At 39.8% G+C, this 17,040-nt stretch carries 18 protein-coding genes and 2 pseudogenes; 15 read left to right on the top strand and 5 right to left on the bottom strand.

What is annotated here, in order from left to right; translation table 11 throughout:
* Window positions 1-31: 31 nt before the first annotated feature.
* A complete protein-coding gene (locus J3U91_RS08340) occupies window positions 32-1,117 on the bottom strand; it encodes a BMP family lipoprotein (RefSeq protein ID WP_002819427.1) in 1,086 nt (361 codons plus the stop codon).
* A 348-nt stretch (window positions 1,118-1,465) separates the two neighbouring features.
* On the opposite strand from J3U91_RS08340, the gene J3U91_RS08335 reads away from it, so the two are divergent.
* The 4 genes and pseudogenes from J3U91_RS08335 (at window position 1,466) to J3U91_RS08320 (ending at window position 5,272) form a co-directional block, all read left to right on the top strand.
* On the top strand, window positions 1,466-2,299 hold the full coding sequence (locus J3U91_RS08335; RefSeq protein ID WP_002819425.1) for a metallophosphoesterase: 834 nt from the start codon (window positions 1,466-1,468) through the stop codon (window positions 2,297-2,299).
* 52 nt (window positions 2,300-2,351) lie between these two features.
* A complete protein-coding gene (locus tag J3U91_RS08330; protein ID WP_002819424.1) occupies window positions 2,352-3,050 on the top strand; it encodes a type I pantothenate kinase in 699 nt (232 codons plus the stop codon).
* Window positions 3,051-3,246: 196 nt separating this feature from the next.
* Window positions 3,247-4,020 (top strand): annotated as a pseudogene (locus J3U91_RS08325) (SDR family NAD(P)-dependent oxidoreductase).
* A gap of 176 nt (window positions 4,021-4,196) precedes the next feature.
* A pseudogene (locus J3U91_RS08320) lies at window positions 4,197-5,272 on the top strand (FAD:protein FMN transferase).
* A gap of 108 nt (window positions 5,273-5,380) precedes the next feature.
* Here J3U91_RS08320 and J3U91_RS08315 read toward each other — a convergent pair.
* Together J3U91_RS08315 and J3U91_RS08310 are read right to left on the bottom strand one after the other, a co-directional pair.
* The gene (locus J3U91_RS08315) at window positions 5,381-6,115 is read right to left on the bottom strand and encodes a type 1 glutamine amidotransferase (RefSeq protein ID WP_002819418.1); all 735 of its coding nucleotides are present in this window, start codon (window positions 6,113-6,115) and stop codon (window positions 5,381-5,383) included.
* The gene (locus J3U91_RS08310; RefSeq protein WP_002819417.1) at window positions 6,115-7,476 is read right to left on the bottom strand and encodes a MurT ligase domain-containing protein; all 1,362 of its coding nucleotides are present in this window, start codon (window positions 7,474-7,476) and stop codon (window positions 6,115-6,117) included. Before J3U91_RS08310 ends, J3U91_RS08315 begins: the two co-directional genes overlap by 1 nt.
* A 27-nt stretch (window positions 7,477-7,503) precedes the next feature.
* Here J3U91_RS08310 and J3U91_RS08305 point away from each other — a divergent pair, with 27 nt between their 5' ends.
* The gene (locus tag J3U91_RS08305) at window positions 7,504-8,142 is read left to right on the top strand and encodes a thymidine kinase (protein ID WP_002820885.1); all 639 of its coding nucleotides are present in this window, start codon (window positions 7,504-7,506) and stop codon (window positions 8,140-8,142) included.
* 36 nt (window positions 8,143-8,178) lie between these two features.
* Here the strand turns inward: J3U91_RS08305 and J3U91_RS08300 are convergent, their stop codons facing one another.
* Window positions 8,179-8,712, bottom strand: coding sequence for a biotin transporter BioY (locus J3U91_RS08300; protein ID WP_002819415.1), 534 nt, complete (start codon window positions 8,710-8,712; stop codon window positions 8,179-8,181).
* Complete coding sequence (locus J3U91_RS08295; RefSeq protein WP_002819414.1) at window positions 8,705-9,694, bottom strand: biotin--[acetyl-CoA-carboxylase] ligase; 990 nt, start codon at window positions 9,692-9,694, stop codon at window positions 8,705-8,707. Before J3U91_RS08295 ends, J3U91_RS08300 begins: the two co-directional genes overlap by 8 nt.
* A 260-nt stretch (window positions 9,695-9,954) precedes the next feature.
* On the opposite strand from J3U91_RS08295, the gene fabZ (J3U91_RS08290) reads away from it, so the two are divergent.
* From fabZ (J3U91_RS08290) to fabZ (J3U91_RS08245), 10 genes are read left to right on the top strand one after another with little or no spacing between them, the layout of a single operon-like run.
* The gene (gene fabZ / locus J3U91_RS08290) at window positions 9,955-10,398 is read left to right on the top strand and encodes a 3-hydroxyacyl-ACP dehydratase FabZ (protein WP_002819413.1); all 444 of its coding nucleotides are present in this window, start codon (window positions 9,955-9,957) and stop codon (window positions 10,396-10,398) included.
* Window positions 10,399-10,455: 57 nt separating this feature from the next.
* Entirely contained in the window at window positions 10,456-10,926 is a 471-nt protein-coding gene (locus tag J3U91_RS08285) for a MarR family winged helix-turn-helix transcriptional regulator (protein ID WP_002819410.1), read from the top strand.
* Window positions 10,913-11,884 carry a ketoacyl-ACP synthase III gene (locus J3U91_RS08280; protein WP_002819409.1) on the top strand — a complete coding sequence of 324 codons (972 nt, stop codon included), beginning with the start codon at window positions 10,913-10,915 and terminating at the stop codon, window positions 11,882-11,884. The genes J3U91_RS08285 and J3U91_RS08280 overlap by 14 nt, the downstream gene beginning before the upstream one ends.
* Before the next feature lie 52 nt (window positions 11,885-11,936).
* Window positions 11,937-12,188 carry an acyl carrier protein gene (locus J3U91_RS08275; protein WP_002819408.1) on the top strand — a complete coding sequence of 84 codons (252 nt, stop codon included), beginning with the start codon at window positions 11,937-11,939 and terminating at the stop codon, window positions 12,186-12,188.
* Window positions 12,189-12,193: 5 nt separating this feature from the next.
* Complete coding sequence (locus tag J3U91_RS08270; protein WP_002819407.1) at window positions 12,194-13,150, top strand: nitronate monooxygenase; 957 nt, start codon at window positions 12,194-12,196, stop codon at window positions 13,148-13,150.
* Window positions 13,131-14,078: an ACP S-malonyltransferase gene (locus J3U91_RS08265; RefSeq protein WP_002819406.1), complete on the top strand. Its 948-nt coding sequence runs from the start codon at window positions 13,131-13,133 to the stop codon at window positions 14,076-14,078. Before J3U91_RS08270 ends, J3U91_RS08265 begins: the two co-directional genes overlap by 20 nt.
* Before the next feature lie 23 nt (window positions 14,079-14,101).
* Entirely contained in the window at window positions 14,102-14,833 is a 732-nt protein-coding gene (locus J3U91_RS08260) for a 3-oxoacyl-ACP reductase family protein (protein WP_002819405.1), read from the top strand.
* A 27-nt stretch (window positions 14,834-14,860) separates the two neighbouring features.
* A complete protein-coding gene (gene fabF, locus J3U91_RS08255) occupies window positions 14,861-16,093 on the top strand; it encodes a beta-ketoacyl-ACP synthase II (RefSeq protein ID WP_002819404.1) in 1,233 nt (410 codons plus the stop codon).
* Window positions 16,094-16,095: 2 nt separating this feature from the next.
* The gene (gene accB, locus J3U91_RS08250) at window positions 16,096-16,602 is read left to right on the top strand and encodes an acetyl-CoA carboxylase biotin carboxyl carrier protein (protein ID WP_002819403.1); all 507 of its coding nucleotides are present in this window, start codon (window positions 16,096-16,098) and stop codon (window positions 16,600-16,602) included.
* Window positions 16,599-17,036: a 3-hydroxyacyl-ACP dehydratase FabZ gene (gene fabZ / locus J3U91_RS08245; protein ID WP_002819402.1), complete on the top strand. Its 438-nt coding sequence runs from the start codon at window positions 16,599-16,601 to the stop codon at window positions 17,034-17,036. The genes accB and fabZ (J3U91_RS08245) overlap by 4 nt, the downstream gene beginning before the upstream one ends.
* The last annotated feature ends 4 nt before the right edge of the window (window positions 17,037-17,040 follow it).

Genomic DNA, 17,040 nt, shown 5'->3' with positions numbered 1-17,040 from the left:
TCGCCGCCATTAGGCAGGTGAGCAGTTAAGATTATTGTACCGAAGCATAAGATTTTGGATGGATCGGAACCTTGATACTTCCGGATTCAACTTTTTTCTTTGCAGCTTGAACAGCTGACCAAACGCTGGAACTCATTGAATCTTTTGCTAGATAAACTCCATGTTCTTTAAAACCAAAGCTGACGGTTTTTCCACCAGGGAACTTTCCGGCTTGAGCTTTTTTGGAGATATCAATTACGGCTTGACCAACTTCTTTCACTGCTGAAGCCAGAGTGAAGTTTGATTTGTTGCCGTTTTTATCTGTGTAATTACCATCGGATTTTTGATCACGATCAACACCGATAACCCAAACTTTTTTGTCAGCTGCTTGTTTTTGGTTCAAGGCTTTTGCTTGAGCGAAAACACCATTACCGGTTCCACCGGCGGCGGTAAAGATCACATCGTCGCCATCAGCATACATGGCTGAAGCGATTGTTTTTCCTTGAGCGGCATCAGAATATGAATTGGCATATTGAACATTTATTTGTATATTCTTATTGACGGATTTGGCTCCGGCAACGTAACCGGCCTGGAAAGTATCGATAATGTCGCCTTTGACACCACCGACAAAGCCGATTTTTTGTGTCTTCGACGCTTTGGCGGCAGCAACACCGGCCAAATAAGAAGACTGTTCGGTATGGAATGTTATCGAGACAACGTTCTTAATATTTGGAATTGTGTCATCGATAATACCGAAATTGGTTTTTGGATTTTGTTTGGCCGCTTGTTTGACAGCCGGTTCCAGATCATATCCAATGCCGAAAATTGTTTTAAATTTTGCTTGGATAGCAGAGTTGATATTTGGTTTATAATCAGACTCATCATTACTCTGGAAGTAGTTATATCCATTATTTCCTTTGGATAAACCTTCTTCTTTACCATATTTCTGCAAACCTTCCCATGCAGATTGGTTAAAGGAATGATCATCGATTCCCCCAGTATCGGTGATAATCGCGACTGATTTTTTCCCCGAATCATTAGTGGAAGTTTTTTTCCCACCATTCAGACCGAAATAAGCACCGACTGCTGCAATGACCACTACGACTATTGCTACGATAGTCCAACGAAAACGATTCATAAATCTCTCCTAACTTAATTAGCTAAAAGCCCACACTTTCAGAGAGTCTTCGATTTATCATTCGGAATATCCCCTGAAATGCGTTACTAAATAGCCTAAAAGTACAATAGCTTATAAATACACGAACGTTGAAAATTAGAATATTACATTTTGGATAAAGGAATATCGTCTTTATTTTCTAAATTTTGCTATTTTTGTTAATTAAAGAGCTTAAAATTGCTGCTTTAAAAAAAGATAATTTTATTTATTTCTATTTGGATAATAATTTACTTATTTTTTTATCGATTTTATTGCTTGAATAGGAAATAAAGTTCGGAAAAACCGGCTTAAAATACTAAGATACTTATAATGAATAAATTTGAAGTTCACGAACAATTGGACAAAGTAATTCTTGTTTCCGATATTCATGAAAATTGGCAGGCTTTAAAAAAAATCGTTGATTTGCCGGAATATGGAAAAAGCGACTATACTCTGGTTTTTCTCGGTGATTATACTGATGCCAATGGTTCTAATCTGCATGAGCCTATTAAAGTGATTAATTTTATTATGGATCAGGTCAAGAATCATGGCGCTTTGGCAATTCATGGAAATCACGATGACATGCTCTATGGTACAGCCATCGGCGATTCTGACAAATTTTTTAATTGGGGAAACAATGGAATTTTAGAAACCCAGGAATTATTGGGTTTAACAGCTAACGATGTTAATATCGAATTAACAAAAAATGAATTGAACGAGAAATATTCCGAATATATCGATTTTCTTGATGAAATTCCTTACGCTATTGAAGACCAAAAGCGTTTATTCGTTCATGCGGGTATTGATTGGACTAAGAATAATTACCACGATACAGCAGTTGAGGATTTGATCTGGATTCGCGAAAAATATTTTTTCAGTAATTTTTCAGCGGCATCTTTATATGATCCTGTTAAACGACCAATTGTAGATAAGGCTTGGCACAGAAATACTAGCAACAAAGTAATTGTTGCCGGGCATACACCGAGTTATTTTTTGTCAGCCGATCAGTCAAATCCAATTGTCGAAATGAGAAATAATCAAAATGATTTTTCCCGCTATGATATTGACGGCGGTTCTCATTCGGCTGATATCGAAGCGGCTTTGAATATTTTGATTTTAGATAAAGAAGGAAAAGAGATTCGCCGGGATCGCTTACTCGCTTAATGTGCAAGAAATTTTTTCGACAAGAGGATCAGTCTAGCTGCATAATTAAAGAATGAGAAAAGTGGTTGACGAAGTTTTGAAGAGATATAAAGCAGGGTGGGAAAATTTTTTTGTGATTGCCCTGACTGGTTCGGTGTCGGTGGGGAAGTCAACGATTTCTCAGCAATTATCCGATGAATTAAAGAAATCTTTCCCCGGCGTAACAACCGCTATTATTTCTGTCGATTCTTTTATTTTTTCTAATGAAGAATTGAAATCCCGTGGAATTTTTTCTGAAAAAGGTTTCCCTAAAAGCTATGATTTAAAAGCGTTGTCGGCAGCGTTATTTGAATTAAAAAACGGTTCTAACGAGATTAAGATTCCCGTTTACTCTCAGGCGATCAACAATATTGCTGCAGGTGAGTTCGAAACAATTAAAAAACCAAAAATCTTGATAGTTGAAGGGGTTTGCGCTTTTAGGATCGATAATTATGATTTATCGATTTATGTCGATGCCGATGAAAAACTGATTTACCAATGGTTTTTGAAACGGACGCTCTCTTTTATTAGGAATAGTAAAGATGATCCGAACAATTTTTATTATCAGTTTTCAAAGATGCCGATCCCTAAAATCATGCCAGCGATTAATCAAACTTGGGAACAGACCGATTTAAGGAACCTGACCGAATTTATCGAACCGATGAAAAAGAAGGCTGATATGGTCATACATAAAACAAAGGGACACCGGATCGACAGGATTATTGTCAATTAGACATCGCTTTTAAGTTTTTAGATGTTGCTGTTTTTCTAATCAAAGAATTGATTTTCTTATTAAGCCATTTAATTGAATTGTGTCCTACGATAAAAATAATGAATGCCTATTTTTTGCCTTGTGAATTATGTAAGCCATTTTATGAAAAATATAGTACAATTATATTGTGAATTAACATACAAAGGATGTGTAAATTATGACAAATAAAGTCGCAATTGTTACCGGTGGTGTTCAGGGAATTGGCCGTGGAATCGCTCTGCGCCTATCAAAAGACGGATATTCAGTGATTATTAATGGAAGAACTCAGGAGAAACTAGACAAAGTTGCTGAGGAGATCAAAAACAACAACGGAAAGGTGATTACTTTTGTTGGAGATGTCTCAAGCAAGTCTGCTAACGAGCAGTTAGAAAAAAAAGCCGAATCCTAATTTGGACGTTTGGACGTTTTTGTAGCCAACGCCGGAATCGATTGGGTTGATACTATCGAGGGAACACCGGCAGACCAAGTAGATAATGTAATAAATATTAATTTGAAATCGCAAATTTGGGCCTTGCAAACGGCGCCGAAAGTTATGCGAAAAAGTGGCGATGGAGGTTCAATCGTTTTGGCTTCATCAATTGCCGGCATGGAAGGTTTCGAGATGCTGGGAATCTATTCTGCGACTAAATTTGCAACTCGCGGATTGGTTCAAGCGGCAGCAAAAGAATTGGCCGTCGACAAGATTCGCGTCAATGCCTATAACCCAGGAATTGTTCTGACACCAATGTGGGATGAAATCGATGCCCGTTTTGCCGAGCGTAAAAACGTCCCCGTTGGATCGACACGCCAGGCATTTATAGATGGAATTCTATTGGGACGTGGTGAAGAACCTGAAGATGTTGCTAAATTGGTCAGCTTCTTGTCCGGCGATGAAAGTGATTATATTACCGGTCAGTCAATCGCGGTCGATGGTGGAATTAAATTTTCTTAATTGCCAGGAATGGAAGATTAAAATTTGTCTTGTTTAAAAGAAAGAGTCAGTTAGGCTGAAAAAGGCTTGATTGACTTTTTGATTGTCAAAAACGAATACTGTTTTCAGAAAATATTCATCTTCAACTTTCAAATCACAAGGGATAACGGGGTAAATAATAATCGGGGTAAATAATAATGAAGAAGAAAATTTGGGTCTTTTTAGTTCTAATTGTCCTTTCTTTGTCTGCAATTTTTGCCTATTTCTACATTAGCAACAAACAGAAATCGGCTGTTCAATATGCAGATGTTCCTTATCAAAAAAATGAATTCCTTATGGGAACGATTTGTACATTGACGATTTACGATAAGGGAAAATCAGCTGTCTTGAACAAAGGAATGGCTACGATCCGTCACTTTGACAAAGAAGCAACTTTAACGGAAAAAGGTTCTGTTCTTGATAAAATAAATGCAAATGCCGGTATCAAACCGGTCAAGGTTCCCGATGATTTTTGGCCCTTGATTGAGAAGGCCATGTATTTTTCTAAGAACTCCGATGGAAGTTTTGATATGGCAATCGGTGCGGTGACAAATCTTTGGAAAATTGGTCTCCCTGGGGCACGCGTTCCCTCGGATTCCGAAATTAAATCCGCCCTGCCCCTGCTCAATTATCACGATGTAATTTTGAATAAGAAAAAACATACTGTCTATCTAACCCGAAAGGGCATGAGACTTGATTTTGGGGGAATCGCTAAAGGGTATATTGCGGATCAGGTTAAGAAAACATTTTTAAAAAATCATGTTACAAGCGCAATTGTCAGTTTGGGCGGTAATATTTATGTGATTGGTAAGAGCCATCCAACTTCTGGAACAAGAGACTGGAATGTCGGCATCCAAAATCCCAATCAATCAAGAGGATCAAGTGTTGGCTATGTTCGTGAGTCCGATATGTCGATTGTGACTGCCGGTACTTACGAGCAGTATTTAATTTCTCATGGTCATAAATATATTTATTTGATGAATCCTAAAACCGGTTATCCATATGAAAATAATTTGGTTTCAGTGACAATTATTTCCAAGAAATCTGTTGATGGGGATGCATTATCGAATGCAGCTTTCGACAAAGGTCTAAAAAAGGTCTTAAATATATGAACAAGAAAAATAAGCAAAACATTCAAGCTATTTTTATTACAAAAGATAAAAAAATATACATTACGAATGGTTTAAAAAATAATTTTAAACTAACCAACCATAAATTTAAAATGGGTAATTAAATAAAATATTCTTCTTTAAGCAGTTGTTTAATAGCAGCTGTTTTTTAAATCCTAAAAGAAACTGATTATTTTTTTATTTATATTCTTTACTATTGCCAAATCAAAAAATTAAAAACTCTCGGTCGGAATTCCATCGAGTTTTGCCTGCCAATCGATATCCGGATAACGTTTAAGAAGCGCATTTTTTAAAATTCTTTTTGCTAGATTACCGTTGCGCGTCAAAATTGGACCGTGAAAATAAGTCCCATAGACTTGTTTATAGATAACGCCTTCGGTTTTATCGTCGCCATTATTGCCATTGCCGGATACGACCGTTCCCAGAGCTTTTTCGCCTTTGCCAAGGAAAGTCCTTCCCTGATGATTTTCAAAGCCGTGATAAGTTTCGCCGCTTTCGTTGTTTTTGATTTGGATATTGCCAATCAAGCGTTTCCCGCGCATGTTATCAAACAATTCGGAAGAATTCAAATTAACTGTATGATGGCTCATTGCTCCAATTCCGTTAATTATTTTTCCGTTAGCAAATTCCATTGTTGTTCCAAGCAGCTGAAAGCCGCCGCAGACAGCAACCAAAGAACCATTATTTTCGATATATTTTTTTATTTCATCCGATTTGCTGGGCAGGTCTTTTGCAGTCACCGATTCCTCATAATCTTGGCCACCACCGAAAAGAACAAAGTCGTAATCGTCGGCTTTAAAGGAGTCCCCAAGTGAAATTAAATGGTAATCGGTTTCAACCTGAATTTGTTTGGCATAATATTTAATCGCAATCACATTTCCGTAATCACCATACGTATTCATCAAATCCCCATATAGATGAGCAATTCTCAGTTGATAATTTTCCATTAAAAACTCTCCTTCGCCAAACCGGCTTTGGCCAATTCTTCACGAAACATCAACATACTTGTATAAGTTGCAGCGACATATACGTTTTTGGTTGGCAACTCTTTGATTCGGTCGATTAACTTGGCAAAATCCTGTTCGACAATTTGATTTTTAAAGCCTGCCATTTTTAGTCGAACACTGAAGTCTTTATAACGCTGTCCGCCTACAATAATTTTTTTCAGGGCCGTCTGGTGTAGCTTTTCGAATTCAGCATCGAAGATCCAACTTGTGTCGATACCGTCGGCATAATTAGCGTTTAGTAAAGTTACCAAACTGAATTCTTCCGGATCGGTCATCATCATATCGATTACAGAGTTAGCTCCAACCGGATTTTTTATCAAAACAATCGTAACCAAGTGGCTGCCAATTGTTAATTGTTCCTGACGACCAAAAATTCTTGAATCTTCGTTTAAAGCATTGAAAATATCTTCAGCGGAAATTTGGAATTCCCGTCCTAAAGAATAAGCGGCCAAAGCATTATAAATATTATAAAGACCGCCCAGCGGTAATGTGAATTTATTTCCAGCTATTTCAAATTCCGATTTCGATGGAGTTAATGAATTAATTTTGTTCACCGAGTATTTGAGTTGTGGCCGTTTGAAAGAACCATCTTTTGTGAAATAATCTCCAAGATTGGCATATGTTAAGTAATGATAGTGGAGAACCTGGTCGTTAGTCGGTGCCAGTACTCCATCGGTATTATTTGGAGCACGCAGGTCGCCAGCTGATTTTTTGTGGGCGAAACCAAAATAAACAGCTTGATTTTTATAGGGCTTTCGAGCAAAGATTGGTGAATCCCCGTTGGCAACGACCTTTGCTTTTGGTGCAGTTTTGATTCCGTCTGTTATTTTTTCGTAAGTTGTATATATTTCGCCGTATCGATCCATTTGGTCGCGAAAAATATTTGTCAAAACAAAATGAGTTGGCTGTAAGATTTTTGCAACTTCTTTTACATTGGCTTCATCGACTTCTAATACTGCAATCGGAATCGTGCCGTGACGAATTGATTTTTTAATTTTGTCTTTCTGGGAAAGTAGAGCGGCGACAATTCCTTGAATCATATTTGAACCGGAATTATTTGTTACAACGACACGATTTGTTTTTTTAAGAACTCTTGCGCAAAGAGCAGTTGTCAACGTTTTACCGTTTGTACCGCTCACAATTACCGTTTCAATCTGATCGCGAAATTCTTCAAGAAAAGTTGGATCAATCCGATAAGCGATCTTGCCCGGAAGCGAAGTACCACCGCGATGGAGAATTTTATGTAAAAGTATGTAGCTGCTTGAGCCGGCAAACAAGGCAAATTTGCTTCTAATAGTCATAAACAAATTATAGACTAGCCGAAAAAGATGATTGATATAATTAGGGGCATGACACAGCTATTTTTTGAGTACGGTGCGATGGGTTCCGGAAAGACTATTGAAATTTTAAAAGTTGCCCACAACTATGAGTCACAAGGCAAAAAAGTCTTGTTAATGACTCCGGCGGTTGACGATCGGGCAGGTATCGGAGTTATTTCCAGCCGAATCGGTCTGAAAAGAGAAGCGATTGCTATTCATAAAACGGACAATTTATTTACGGAGGTTTCAAGAGTCGATGGAGAACTTGCTGCCGTTTTAATTGATGAAGCCCAATTTTTAGAACCATTTCAGGTTGACCAGCTGGCTGATGTTGTTGATAAGCTTAATATTCCGGTGATGACTTTTGGATTGCGCCAGGATGCTTTCAATCATCTTTTCCCTGGGTCGAAACGGCTTTTTGAAATCGCTGACAAACTTGAAGAAATGAAAACGATTTGTACTTTTTGTGAAAAAAAGGCAATTACTCAGTTACGTGTCGTTGATGGCAAGCCTCAGTATCAAGGCAGCCAGGTTTTTATTGGCGGAGACGAAACTTATATACCGGTTTGCCGAAAACATTGGAAAAACCCAGATCTCAAAAAGTTGAAAGAATTTTTTCCGGCAAACAAAAAAGTATCGAAACAGTAATTTGTTCCGATACTTTTTTGTTAGTGAGGATAAAAATTAACGGTAAAGAACTGGGACTCGTTGGGCAAACAAGCGAGCAACGGCTACGATTGCGACTATTTTAATAGCTCCTGGTACCAAGAAAGGCAAAACGCCGTTTGCGATTGCTGCCTGTGGGGTTAAATGAGCCACAAACATTAGCCAAGCGGCCCCGATAAATAGTTGCAGTGTTGCGGCGGTTAGATTAGCAACACCGATTTTTAAAGTGGCCTTCGAATTATGAAGCATGAACTTGACCAAAAATGCGTAGATCAAGAATCCCCAAATATAGCCACCGGTTGTTCCGAAAATAACTGCAATTCCGGAATGAGCTCCGGCAAAGACTGGTAAGCCAAAAGCGCCCATTAAAATGTATAAACTAATTGATTCCAAACTAATATTTAGACCAAACATTGTTGCGATTAATCCAATCGCCAACGTTTGACAAGTGATTGGAACGAAAAGCAAAGGGACCGTGATTTGAGAACTAAGCGCCAAGAAAATGGCCAGGACAAGACTTAGTCCGAAATTTTTTAAAGTTTGTTTATTCATGATATTTTCCTTCTAAAAGATTAAGTTTTATAATTTCTCCACTACTAATAGTTAATAATTGATTATTATCATTTTTTAGCAGAATAGCTCCTTGACTATTAATTTTTTCAACTTTTCCGATTATTTTCTTTCGATTAACAACTATGGCGATTTTTTTACCCAACACAATTGAATGCCGACGATATTCTTCCAAGAAATCTCCACTGCGATAATTTCTGTAAATATCGAAAAAAAAGTTAATAAATTCTGCGATTAACAGGTTTCTTTTCGAACTGTCGCCTTTACTGATTGCTCCGGCTTTGCCGAGTAATTCGGTTGGCATTTTTTTTGTATCCAGAGTTAGATTAAGCCCGATTCCAATCACCAACGAAGCAATTCGCCCAGATTCCAAGTCGGTTATTGCCTCAGTCAAAATTCCGCCACACTTTCGATTGTTTAGAATTAGATCATTTACCCACTTGTATTTAACCTGTCGATGAAAGACTTTTTTTATTGCTCTTCCGGCGGCGACAGCAGTTGCCGTTGTCAAGAGACCCGGATTTACTTTTTCATCAATTGACAGCGGCAAAGCAATGCTCATATAAATACCGGATGCAGCCGGCGAATAGAATTTTCTGTCGAAACGTCCACGGCCGGCTGTCTGCTGATTTGCAAGTATTACTGCTGGTTTTTTCAAGTCCTCAAACAGCATTTGTTTGGCGATTGTGTTCGTTGAAGAAACCTTGTTATAAACAACAATTCTTGGCTGATGGTCCAGTCTCAATTCCTGGGAAATTAAGGCGGCATTTAGTTGATTGTCGATCATTAACCGATAGCCAAGCCCATGCCGACTCTCAAGGCTGTACCCTTGTTCTTCCAACAAACGAATTCCCTTCCAGACTGCCGTCCGACTAAGTTCTAATTGGGAAGCCAATTGATTTCCGGAGAACCATTTTTCCGGATAGGAACTCAAGAAAGTCAGCAGTTTTTGGCTGGTTGACATTTTTTCACCTCCATTTGTTAACCAATTTACCCCTTAACGTTAACTAATGTCAAGATTTTATTTGATATTCGAAGTAAATTATTTGCAACTTATAGGAAGGATTAATTTGTAATTTTTCAGTGAAAAGACCCGTTTTAAGGCGTTTTTTTAGGATTAGACGTTTTTTTGAATTGCGAAATAATTGACAAGCAAAATACCAATTGTTAGTATACATAGCACAAACACTTTGATGTTTGAAATAAATTTAAGGAGGTTGGCTGGTGTTATTAAATGTTCAGCAGATTGCTGATTTAATTCCCAACAGATATCCGATTGCATGGATTGACGGCGTAACGGATTTTATTCCCGATCAATCAATCACAGCTTTCAAAAATGTGACAATCAATGAACGATTCATTCAGGGACGAAAAGACGAAAAAGTAGTTCCAAATATATTCCTCATTGAAATGTTGGCTCAAGCGGCTTCGATTTTGATCCTTAAATCGCCTAAGTTTGCACACAAAACCGCATATCTCGGTGGGATTCATTCGGCCCGTTTCAAAAGATCGGTTGAACCCGGAGAAAAGATTGAATTATCAATTTTACTGACTAAAGTTCGCGAAAACATGGGAGTCGTCGATTGCACCGCTGCAGTTGGAGAAGAAGAAATTTGCCATGCCCAGCTATTATTTGTCGTTTCACCGGAGGAACCGGCCGTTGATTAAAAGAATGTCGATCTGGAGTATTTCGATATTTAAATATCAAAATAAAAGGGTAGCTATATGACTGATCGCAAAATCAGACAAATCAGCGCTTTGCTGATCGAAGTTTACAACGGCATTATGCAAGTTGAAGATAAATATTTGCGGACCACTCAATTCCGTGATATCACCGTTAAAGAGGTTCATACGATAGATGCAATTACGATGTATGACCATAAAACGACGACCGCTGTTGCTCGACAGTTGAGGCTTTCGCCCGGGACCGTCACTGCTTCGATCGATAAATTGGTTCGAAAAGGATACGTTGTTCGTTTGCAGTCAAAAGACGATCAACGGGTTATTCGTTTGGGTTTAACCCGACGAGGCCGCTTGATTTATCGAGCTCACCAATCTTTCCACCGACAAATGACCGAGAGCTTCCTTAATGGAATGGATCTCGAACAAGTTGACATTATTGAACATTCGCTGCTTAATCTGCAGACGTTTTTGCAAATTGCAGACGAGAAGGGTGATTCCAATGAGAACGATTAAAATTATTCAAACGGCAAGCCAACTTCCTGAGAAAATTGTCAGTAATGACGATCTTGCCGGAATGATGGACACATCGGATGAATGGATTCGCAGTCGAACCGGAATTTTCAAACGGCACATTGCTGTTGATGAAACGACTGCCTCGTTGGCTGCTTCTGTTTTGCAAAAATTATTAAAAGGGAGTGGAATTTCTGCCGATCAAATCGATTTTGTACTTGTTGCGACAATGAGTCCGGATTCGATGGCACCATCGACGGCCGCTCAGGCTTCTGCGTTGGCTGGTTTAAGCAATGCCTTTGCCATGGATATCAATGTTGCTTGCTCCGGTTTTGTTTACGGCTTGACTTTGGCTCATGGCCTGGTCAATACTTTGGGTTCTCATTATGGAGTTGTAATTGGGGCTGAGACGCTTTCCAAACTGGTTGATTGGCAGGAACGTAGTACAGCCGTCCTGTTCGGAGATGGAGCAGCCGGAGTTCTTGTTGAAGCTGTCGATGGGCCTGAACGTTTGTTGGCGGCTGATCTGAAAACTTTTGGCAAAGAGGCGAAATCCTTAACAGCTGGACATTTGTGGTCATCGACAACTTGGAATCAGCCGGAAAAGGGAAGTCGCTATTTTCAAATGGACGGCCACGCGGTCTATTCTTTTGCCACTAGGCAGGTAGCGGCTTCGATTAAAAGAACCTTCGAAAAAATTTCTGCTGATATCGGTGATACAGATTATTTTTTGCTTCATCAGGCCAATCAGCGAATTATTGACAAGGTAGCTGATTTATTAAAGCAGCCTGCAGATCGTTTTCTTAGTAACCTGAGTAAATATGGCAATACTTCCGCTGCCAGCATTCCTTTATTACTGGATGAAATGGTTACAGGAAATATTGTTAAATCCGGACAATTATTAACTTTCAGCGGTTTTGGCGCGGGCCTCAGCGTTGGAAGCATAGTCTACAAGTATTAAAAAAACAAAAACATCAAATCAATTAATTTATTAAATTTTGGAGGACATAAAAATGTCAAAAGAAGAATTATTCAACAAAGTAAAAGATATTATTGCAGATCAGACTGGCGAAGACGCTTCAAAAATCACTATGACCACAAATATTAAAGATGATTTGGACGCTGACAGTTTGGACATTTTTGAAGTTATGAATGAAATCGAAGATCAATTGAATGTCAAAATCGAAGTCGAAGAGGGCTTGGATACGGTTGGCGATCTCGTGAACTTTGTCGACAAACAATTGGCTAACGCTAAAGGAGAATAATAATTATGGAATTAAGTCCATTTTTTAAATCACTGGGCTTACGTTATCCAATCTTTCAAGGTGGAATGGCTTGGGTAGCTGACGGCAAGCTCGCAGCAGCAGTCTCCAATGCTGGTGGAATGGGAATTATTGGCGCCGGTCATGCACCGGCAGATGTTGTTCGTCATGAAATCGAAGTTGCTAAATCATTAACATCTCGACCTTTTGGCGTTAATGTAATGCTTTTATCGCCGCATGTTAAAGAAGTTGTGAAAGTTATTTTAGAAGAAAAAGATTCAATCGCTCTAATCACAACCGGAGCCGGCAATCCTTCTGAATATCTGGAGGGATTTCAAAAAGCGAATATTCGTGTGATTCCAGTTGTTCCTTCGACCGGGATGGCCCGAATTATGGCTCGCGAAGGCGTAGATGCTGTGATTGCCGAAGGAATGGAATCTGGTGGGCATATTGGCCGGATGACAACGATGGCTTTGGTACCTCAAGTTGTTGACGCTGTTGACATTCCGGTTATTGCTGCCGGTGGAATTGGTGATGGTCGTGGTTTGGCTGCTTCAATCATGCTTGGAGCTCAAGGCGTCCAAATGGGAACAAGATTCCTGGTTGCTGAAGAATGTCATATTCATCCGCGTTATAAAGAGTCGGTTTTAAAAGCAAAAGATATCGATACGCTGGTAACCGGTAAATTTGCTGGTCATCCGGCACGTGTTTTAAAAAACAAGATGGCTGTTAATTTTATTCGTCAGGAAAAATCAGAGGCTCAAAAGGAAAATCCTGATTTTGGCGGAGTTGAAGAATTAGGCAATGGAAGTTTGCGTAGGGCGGTTGAAACCGGCGATGTAGAGAAGGGTTCTTACATGGCTGGAGAAATTTCCGGCTTGGTTACTAAAGAACAACCAGTTGCTGAAATTCTACAGGAAGTAACTGATCAGGCTGCAAAATTACTTGGAGGTTACGGCAATTAAACTCGCTTATTTATTTAGCGGTCAGGGTGGAAAAATCGAGCCACTCGACCAGTCACTTTACCTTGAATCGAGCAGTTTTCGTGAAACTTTCGATCAAGCAAAATCGCTTTTGGGAGTTGATTTATGGAACCTTTGGCAAAGCGGGGACAAACGTTTGGCAGAAACGCGTTTTGCTCAACCGGCAATATTTGTTTTAAGTACGGCTCTTTATCGCGCCATAAAGAATGAACTGCCACAGGCAAGTGCTCTTGTCGGTCTGAGTTTGGGTGAATACAGTGCTTTGGTTGCTGGTGATGCTTTGGACTTTTCAGAGGGTTTGAAACTAATTGAAAAACGTGGGCAGTTAATGCAACAAGCCAGTGAGGAGTTTCCCGGTGCCATGGCTGCGGTTATGAGCCAAGATACAAAATTGATTGAAGATGTATGTCAAGATGTTTTTCAATCAAGTGGCCAAAAAGTTCAGATTGCTAATTATAACTATCCAAAACAGACCGTCATCGGTGGCCAAGTGGATGCTGTTAAAACAGCAGTTGAAGCTCTTCATCAAGCCGGTGTCCAGCGAATTGTTGATTTGCCGGTTAGTGGAGCTTTTCATACTCCTTTGATGGAATCAGCCAATCGACAATTTTTACCGGATTTGGAAAAGATTCAGTTCAAAGACCCGATCATTCCAGTTGTAAGCAATACTACCGGAAAAGTTTTCACGGATTCCTCAATCGGCGAGACTCTCAGCAAACAAATGATCAGTTCAACTCGTTTTACCGACTGCTTGTTTGAATTACGGGATCTTGGTGTTGATTCTGTTGTTGAATTGGGTCCTGGACATTCGCTGGTTTCTTTTGCCAAGAAAACTCTAAAACTTGATGGATATTATGCTGTCAATGATTCAGCTTCCTTGAAGAAAGCTCTAGCTGCCTTAACAGCCTAAGTTTGAAAATTAAAGGAGTTTATATGGATTTACAAGATAAAACCGTACTTGTCACTGGCAGTACTCGCGGAATCGGCTTAGCAATTACAAAAGCTTTCTATTCACGTGGTTGCAATATTGTATTGAACAGCCGACATGCAATTCCTGAAGAAGTATTGAAGCAATTCCCCGATAACAATCGTGTATTTTCTGCAATTGGAGATGTTGCCGATGAAAAAGAAGCTCAATATATAGTCGAGCAAACGATAGAACATTTTCATCAAATTGATGTGTTGGTTAACAACGCTGGTATCAATCGTGATATGTTGGCTAATCGGATGTCTTCAGAAGATTTTCAAGCTCCGATTAAAACTAATCTAATTGGTAGTTTTAATGTCACTCAGCCGGCGCTTAAGACGATGTACCATCAAAAAAGAGGCAGCATTATCAATATTTCCAGTGTTGTTGCTTTGATAGGCAATATTGGCCAACTTAATTACGCTGCCAGTAAAGCTGGTTTAATTGGTTTGACAAAAACACTTGCTAGAGAAGCTGCTCGTCGTCATGTGCGTTGTAATGCAATTGCGCCGGGCATGATCTCGACCGATATGGTTTCTGCTCTGGCTGAAAAAAATCAAGAACAGTTAAAAAAACAAATTCCTTTAGGTGATTTTGGATCACCTGACGAAGTTGCTCAAGCGGCGGTTTTTTTAGCGGAAAATGACTATGTTACAGGTCAAGTAATCACCATTGATGGTGGTTTGTCGATGGCTTGAATTATTTAGACAAGATGGAGGTATTTAATGACACGAGTAGTAATCACTGGTATGGGTGCCGTAACGCCGTTGGGAAGTTCGGTTAATGAATTTGTTTCCGGCTTGCGAAAACAACAGGTTGGTTTTCGACCGATCTCGACTTTTGATTCAAGCGCAACCGGCGTGACTTTAGCTGGTGAAGCAGCAGACTTTGATCCTTTGGTTCGTTTAAGCAAAAAAGATTTGCGGAGAATGGATCGCTTTTCGCAATTTGCCGTTTATTCGGCTTTGGAAGCTTATCAACAAGCTGGGTTGGAAGATCAAACACCCGATCCCGAACGTTTTGGAGTAATTTATGGTTCTGGAATCGGCGGTTTAACAACTATTCAAGAACAGGTTATTAGAATGCACGATCTTGGTGCTGATCGCGTTTCGCCAATGTTTGTTCCAACTGCAATCGCGAATATGGCGGCCGGAAATTTGGCGATCCGTTTTCATGCACAAAATATCTGCATGACGATCGTAACAGCATGTTCTTCCGGCGCAAACGCGATCGGCGAAGCTTTTCGAGCAATCGAGTCCGGCCGAGCCGATATAATGCTAACCGGTGGTTCTGAGGCTTCGATTAATGAAATTGGAATCGGTGGTTTCGCTGCTCTTTCGACTCTGTCCAAAGCAACTGATCCAACAAAAGCTTCTCTACCCTTTGATAAAAACCGTAACGGCTTTGTGATGGGAGAAGGAGGCGGAACACTTATTTTAGAGTCGCTCGAACACGCCCAAAAACGTGGCGCTGAAATTCTTGGCGAATTAGTTGGCTATGGTGCCAGCGAAGATGCTTACCATATTACAAGTCCCGACCCGGCTGGAACTCAAGCAGCTAGAGCTATGCGATTGGCAATTGAAGAGGCTGGCTTAAAAGCAGAACAAATTGGTTACATAAATGCTCATGGCACAGCTACTCATGGCAATGATTTCGCTGAAGCTGCCGCAATTAATCAAGTTTTCTCTAAAGATCAGCAGGTTTTGGTCAGCAGCTCTAAATCAATGACCGGTCATTTGCTTGGTGCAGCTGGTGCGATCGAGGCAGTTGCGACTGTTAGCGCATTGCGTGATGGGCAGTTGCCAGTCAACGTCGGGATTACTGAACAGGATCCGGAATGTCAAGTTAATCTAGTTACTGAAGAGAATGCTCAAACAAAAGTTGACTATGCTTTGAGTAATTCCTTTGGGTTTGGGGGCCATAACGCTGTTTTGGCCTTTAAAAAATGGAGTGATTAAGCGTGGACGAAAAAACTATTAAAGATCTAATTGAACAGATCAATCAAAGTTCGATTCGTGAATTTGATTTAACTGTTGACGGGGTTCGTTTATATTTGTCGAAAAACAAAAATAATCGTGAAAGTTCAACTTCTAAAACAGCTGATAAACCAGCTTCCTCGGCACAAGTTCCTTTGGATTCTAACAACTCCGATTCTAATGATGAAGTTTCCGAGGCAGACAAAGGAAAAGCTAAAGCCAAACAACAAGATGACGAAAATACGAGCACTATTAACTCTCCTTTAGTTGGAGTGGCTTACTTGCAGGCCAATCCAGATGCAGAGTCATACGTAAAAGTTGGCGATCAGGTTAAGGCTGGCGATGTTGTCTGTGTTATCGAGGCAATGAAAATGATGACTGAAATTAAAAGCTCGGTCAGCGGCACAGTTGCCGAAATTTTAATTGATAACGAATCAATGGTTGATTATGATCAGCCTTTAATTAAAGTACACACGGAGGCAAAGAAATGACGGAACAAATTGTAATGACAGCGACTGAGATTCAGAAAGTTTTACCTCATCGTTATCCGATGTTAATGGTTGATCGGGTTTTGGAATTAGTATCTGGTGAACGAATTTTGGCCCAAAAAAATGTCACAATTAACGAAGAATTTTTTCAGGGGCATTTTCCTGGGAATCCGGTTATGCCGGGTGTTTTGATTGTTGAAGCACTTGCCCAGGCTGGCGCGATTGCATTGCTTAAAATGGATCGTTTTGCTGGCAAAACACCTTATTTTGGTGGTGTCGATAAGGTCAAATTTAGAAGAATGGTTCGTCCCGGCGATACTCTAACCTTGAATGTGACTTTGGACAAATTAAAAGACAACATTGGTAGTGCACATGCTCTGGCAACCGTTGATGGAGAAAAAGCTTGTTCTGCGGATTTGCTCTTTTTGATCAAGTGAGGTG

The sequence above is a fragment of the Oenococcus oeni genome, assembly GCF_020510245.1.
In the GTDB taxonomy this organism is placed as follows: Bacteria; Bacillota; Bacilli; order Lactobacillales; family Lactobacillaceae; genus Oenococcus; species Oenococcus oeni.
Note: the sequence above shows the minus strand (reverse complement) of the source record. Positions and strands in the feature narration are given on the sequence as shown.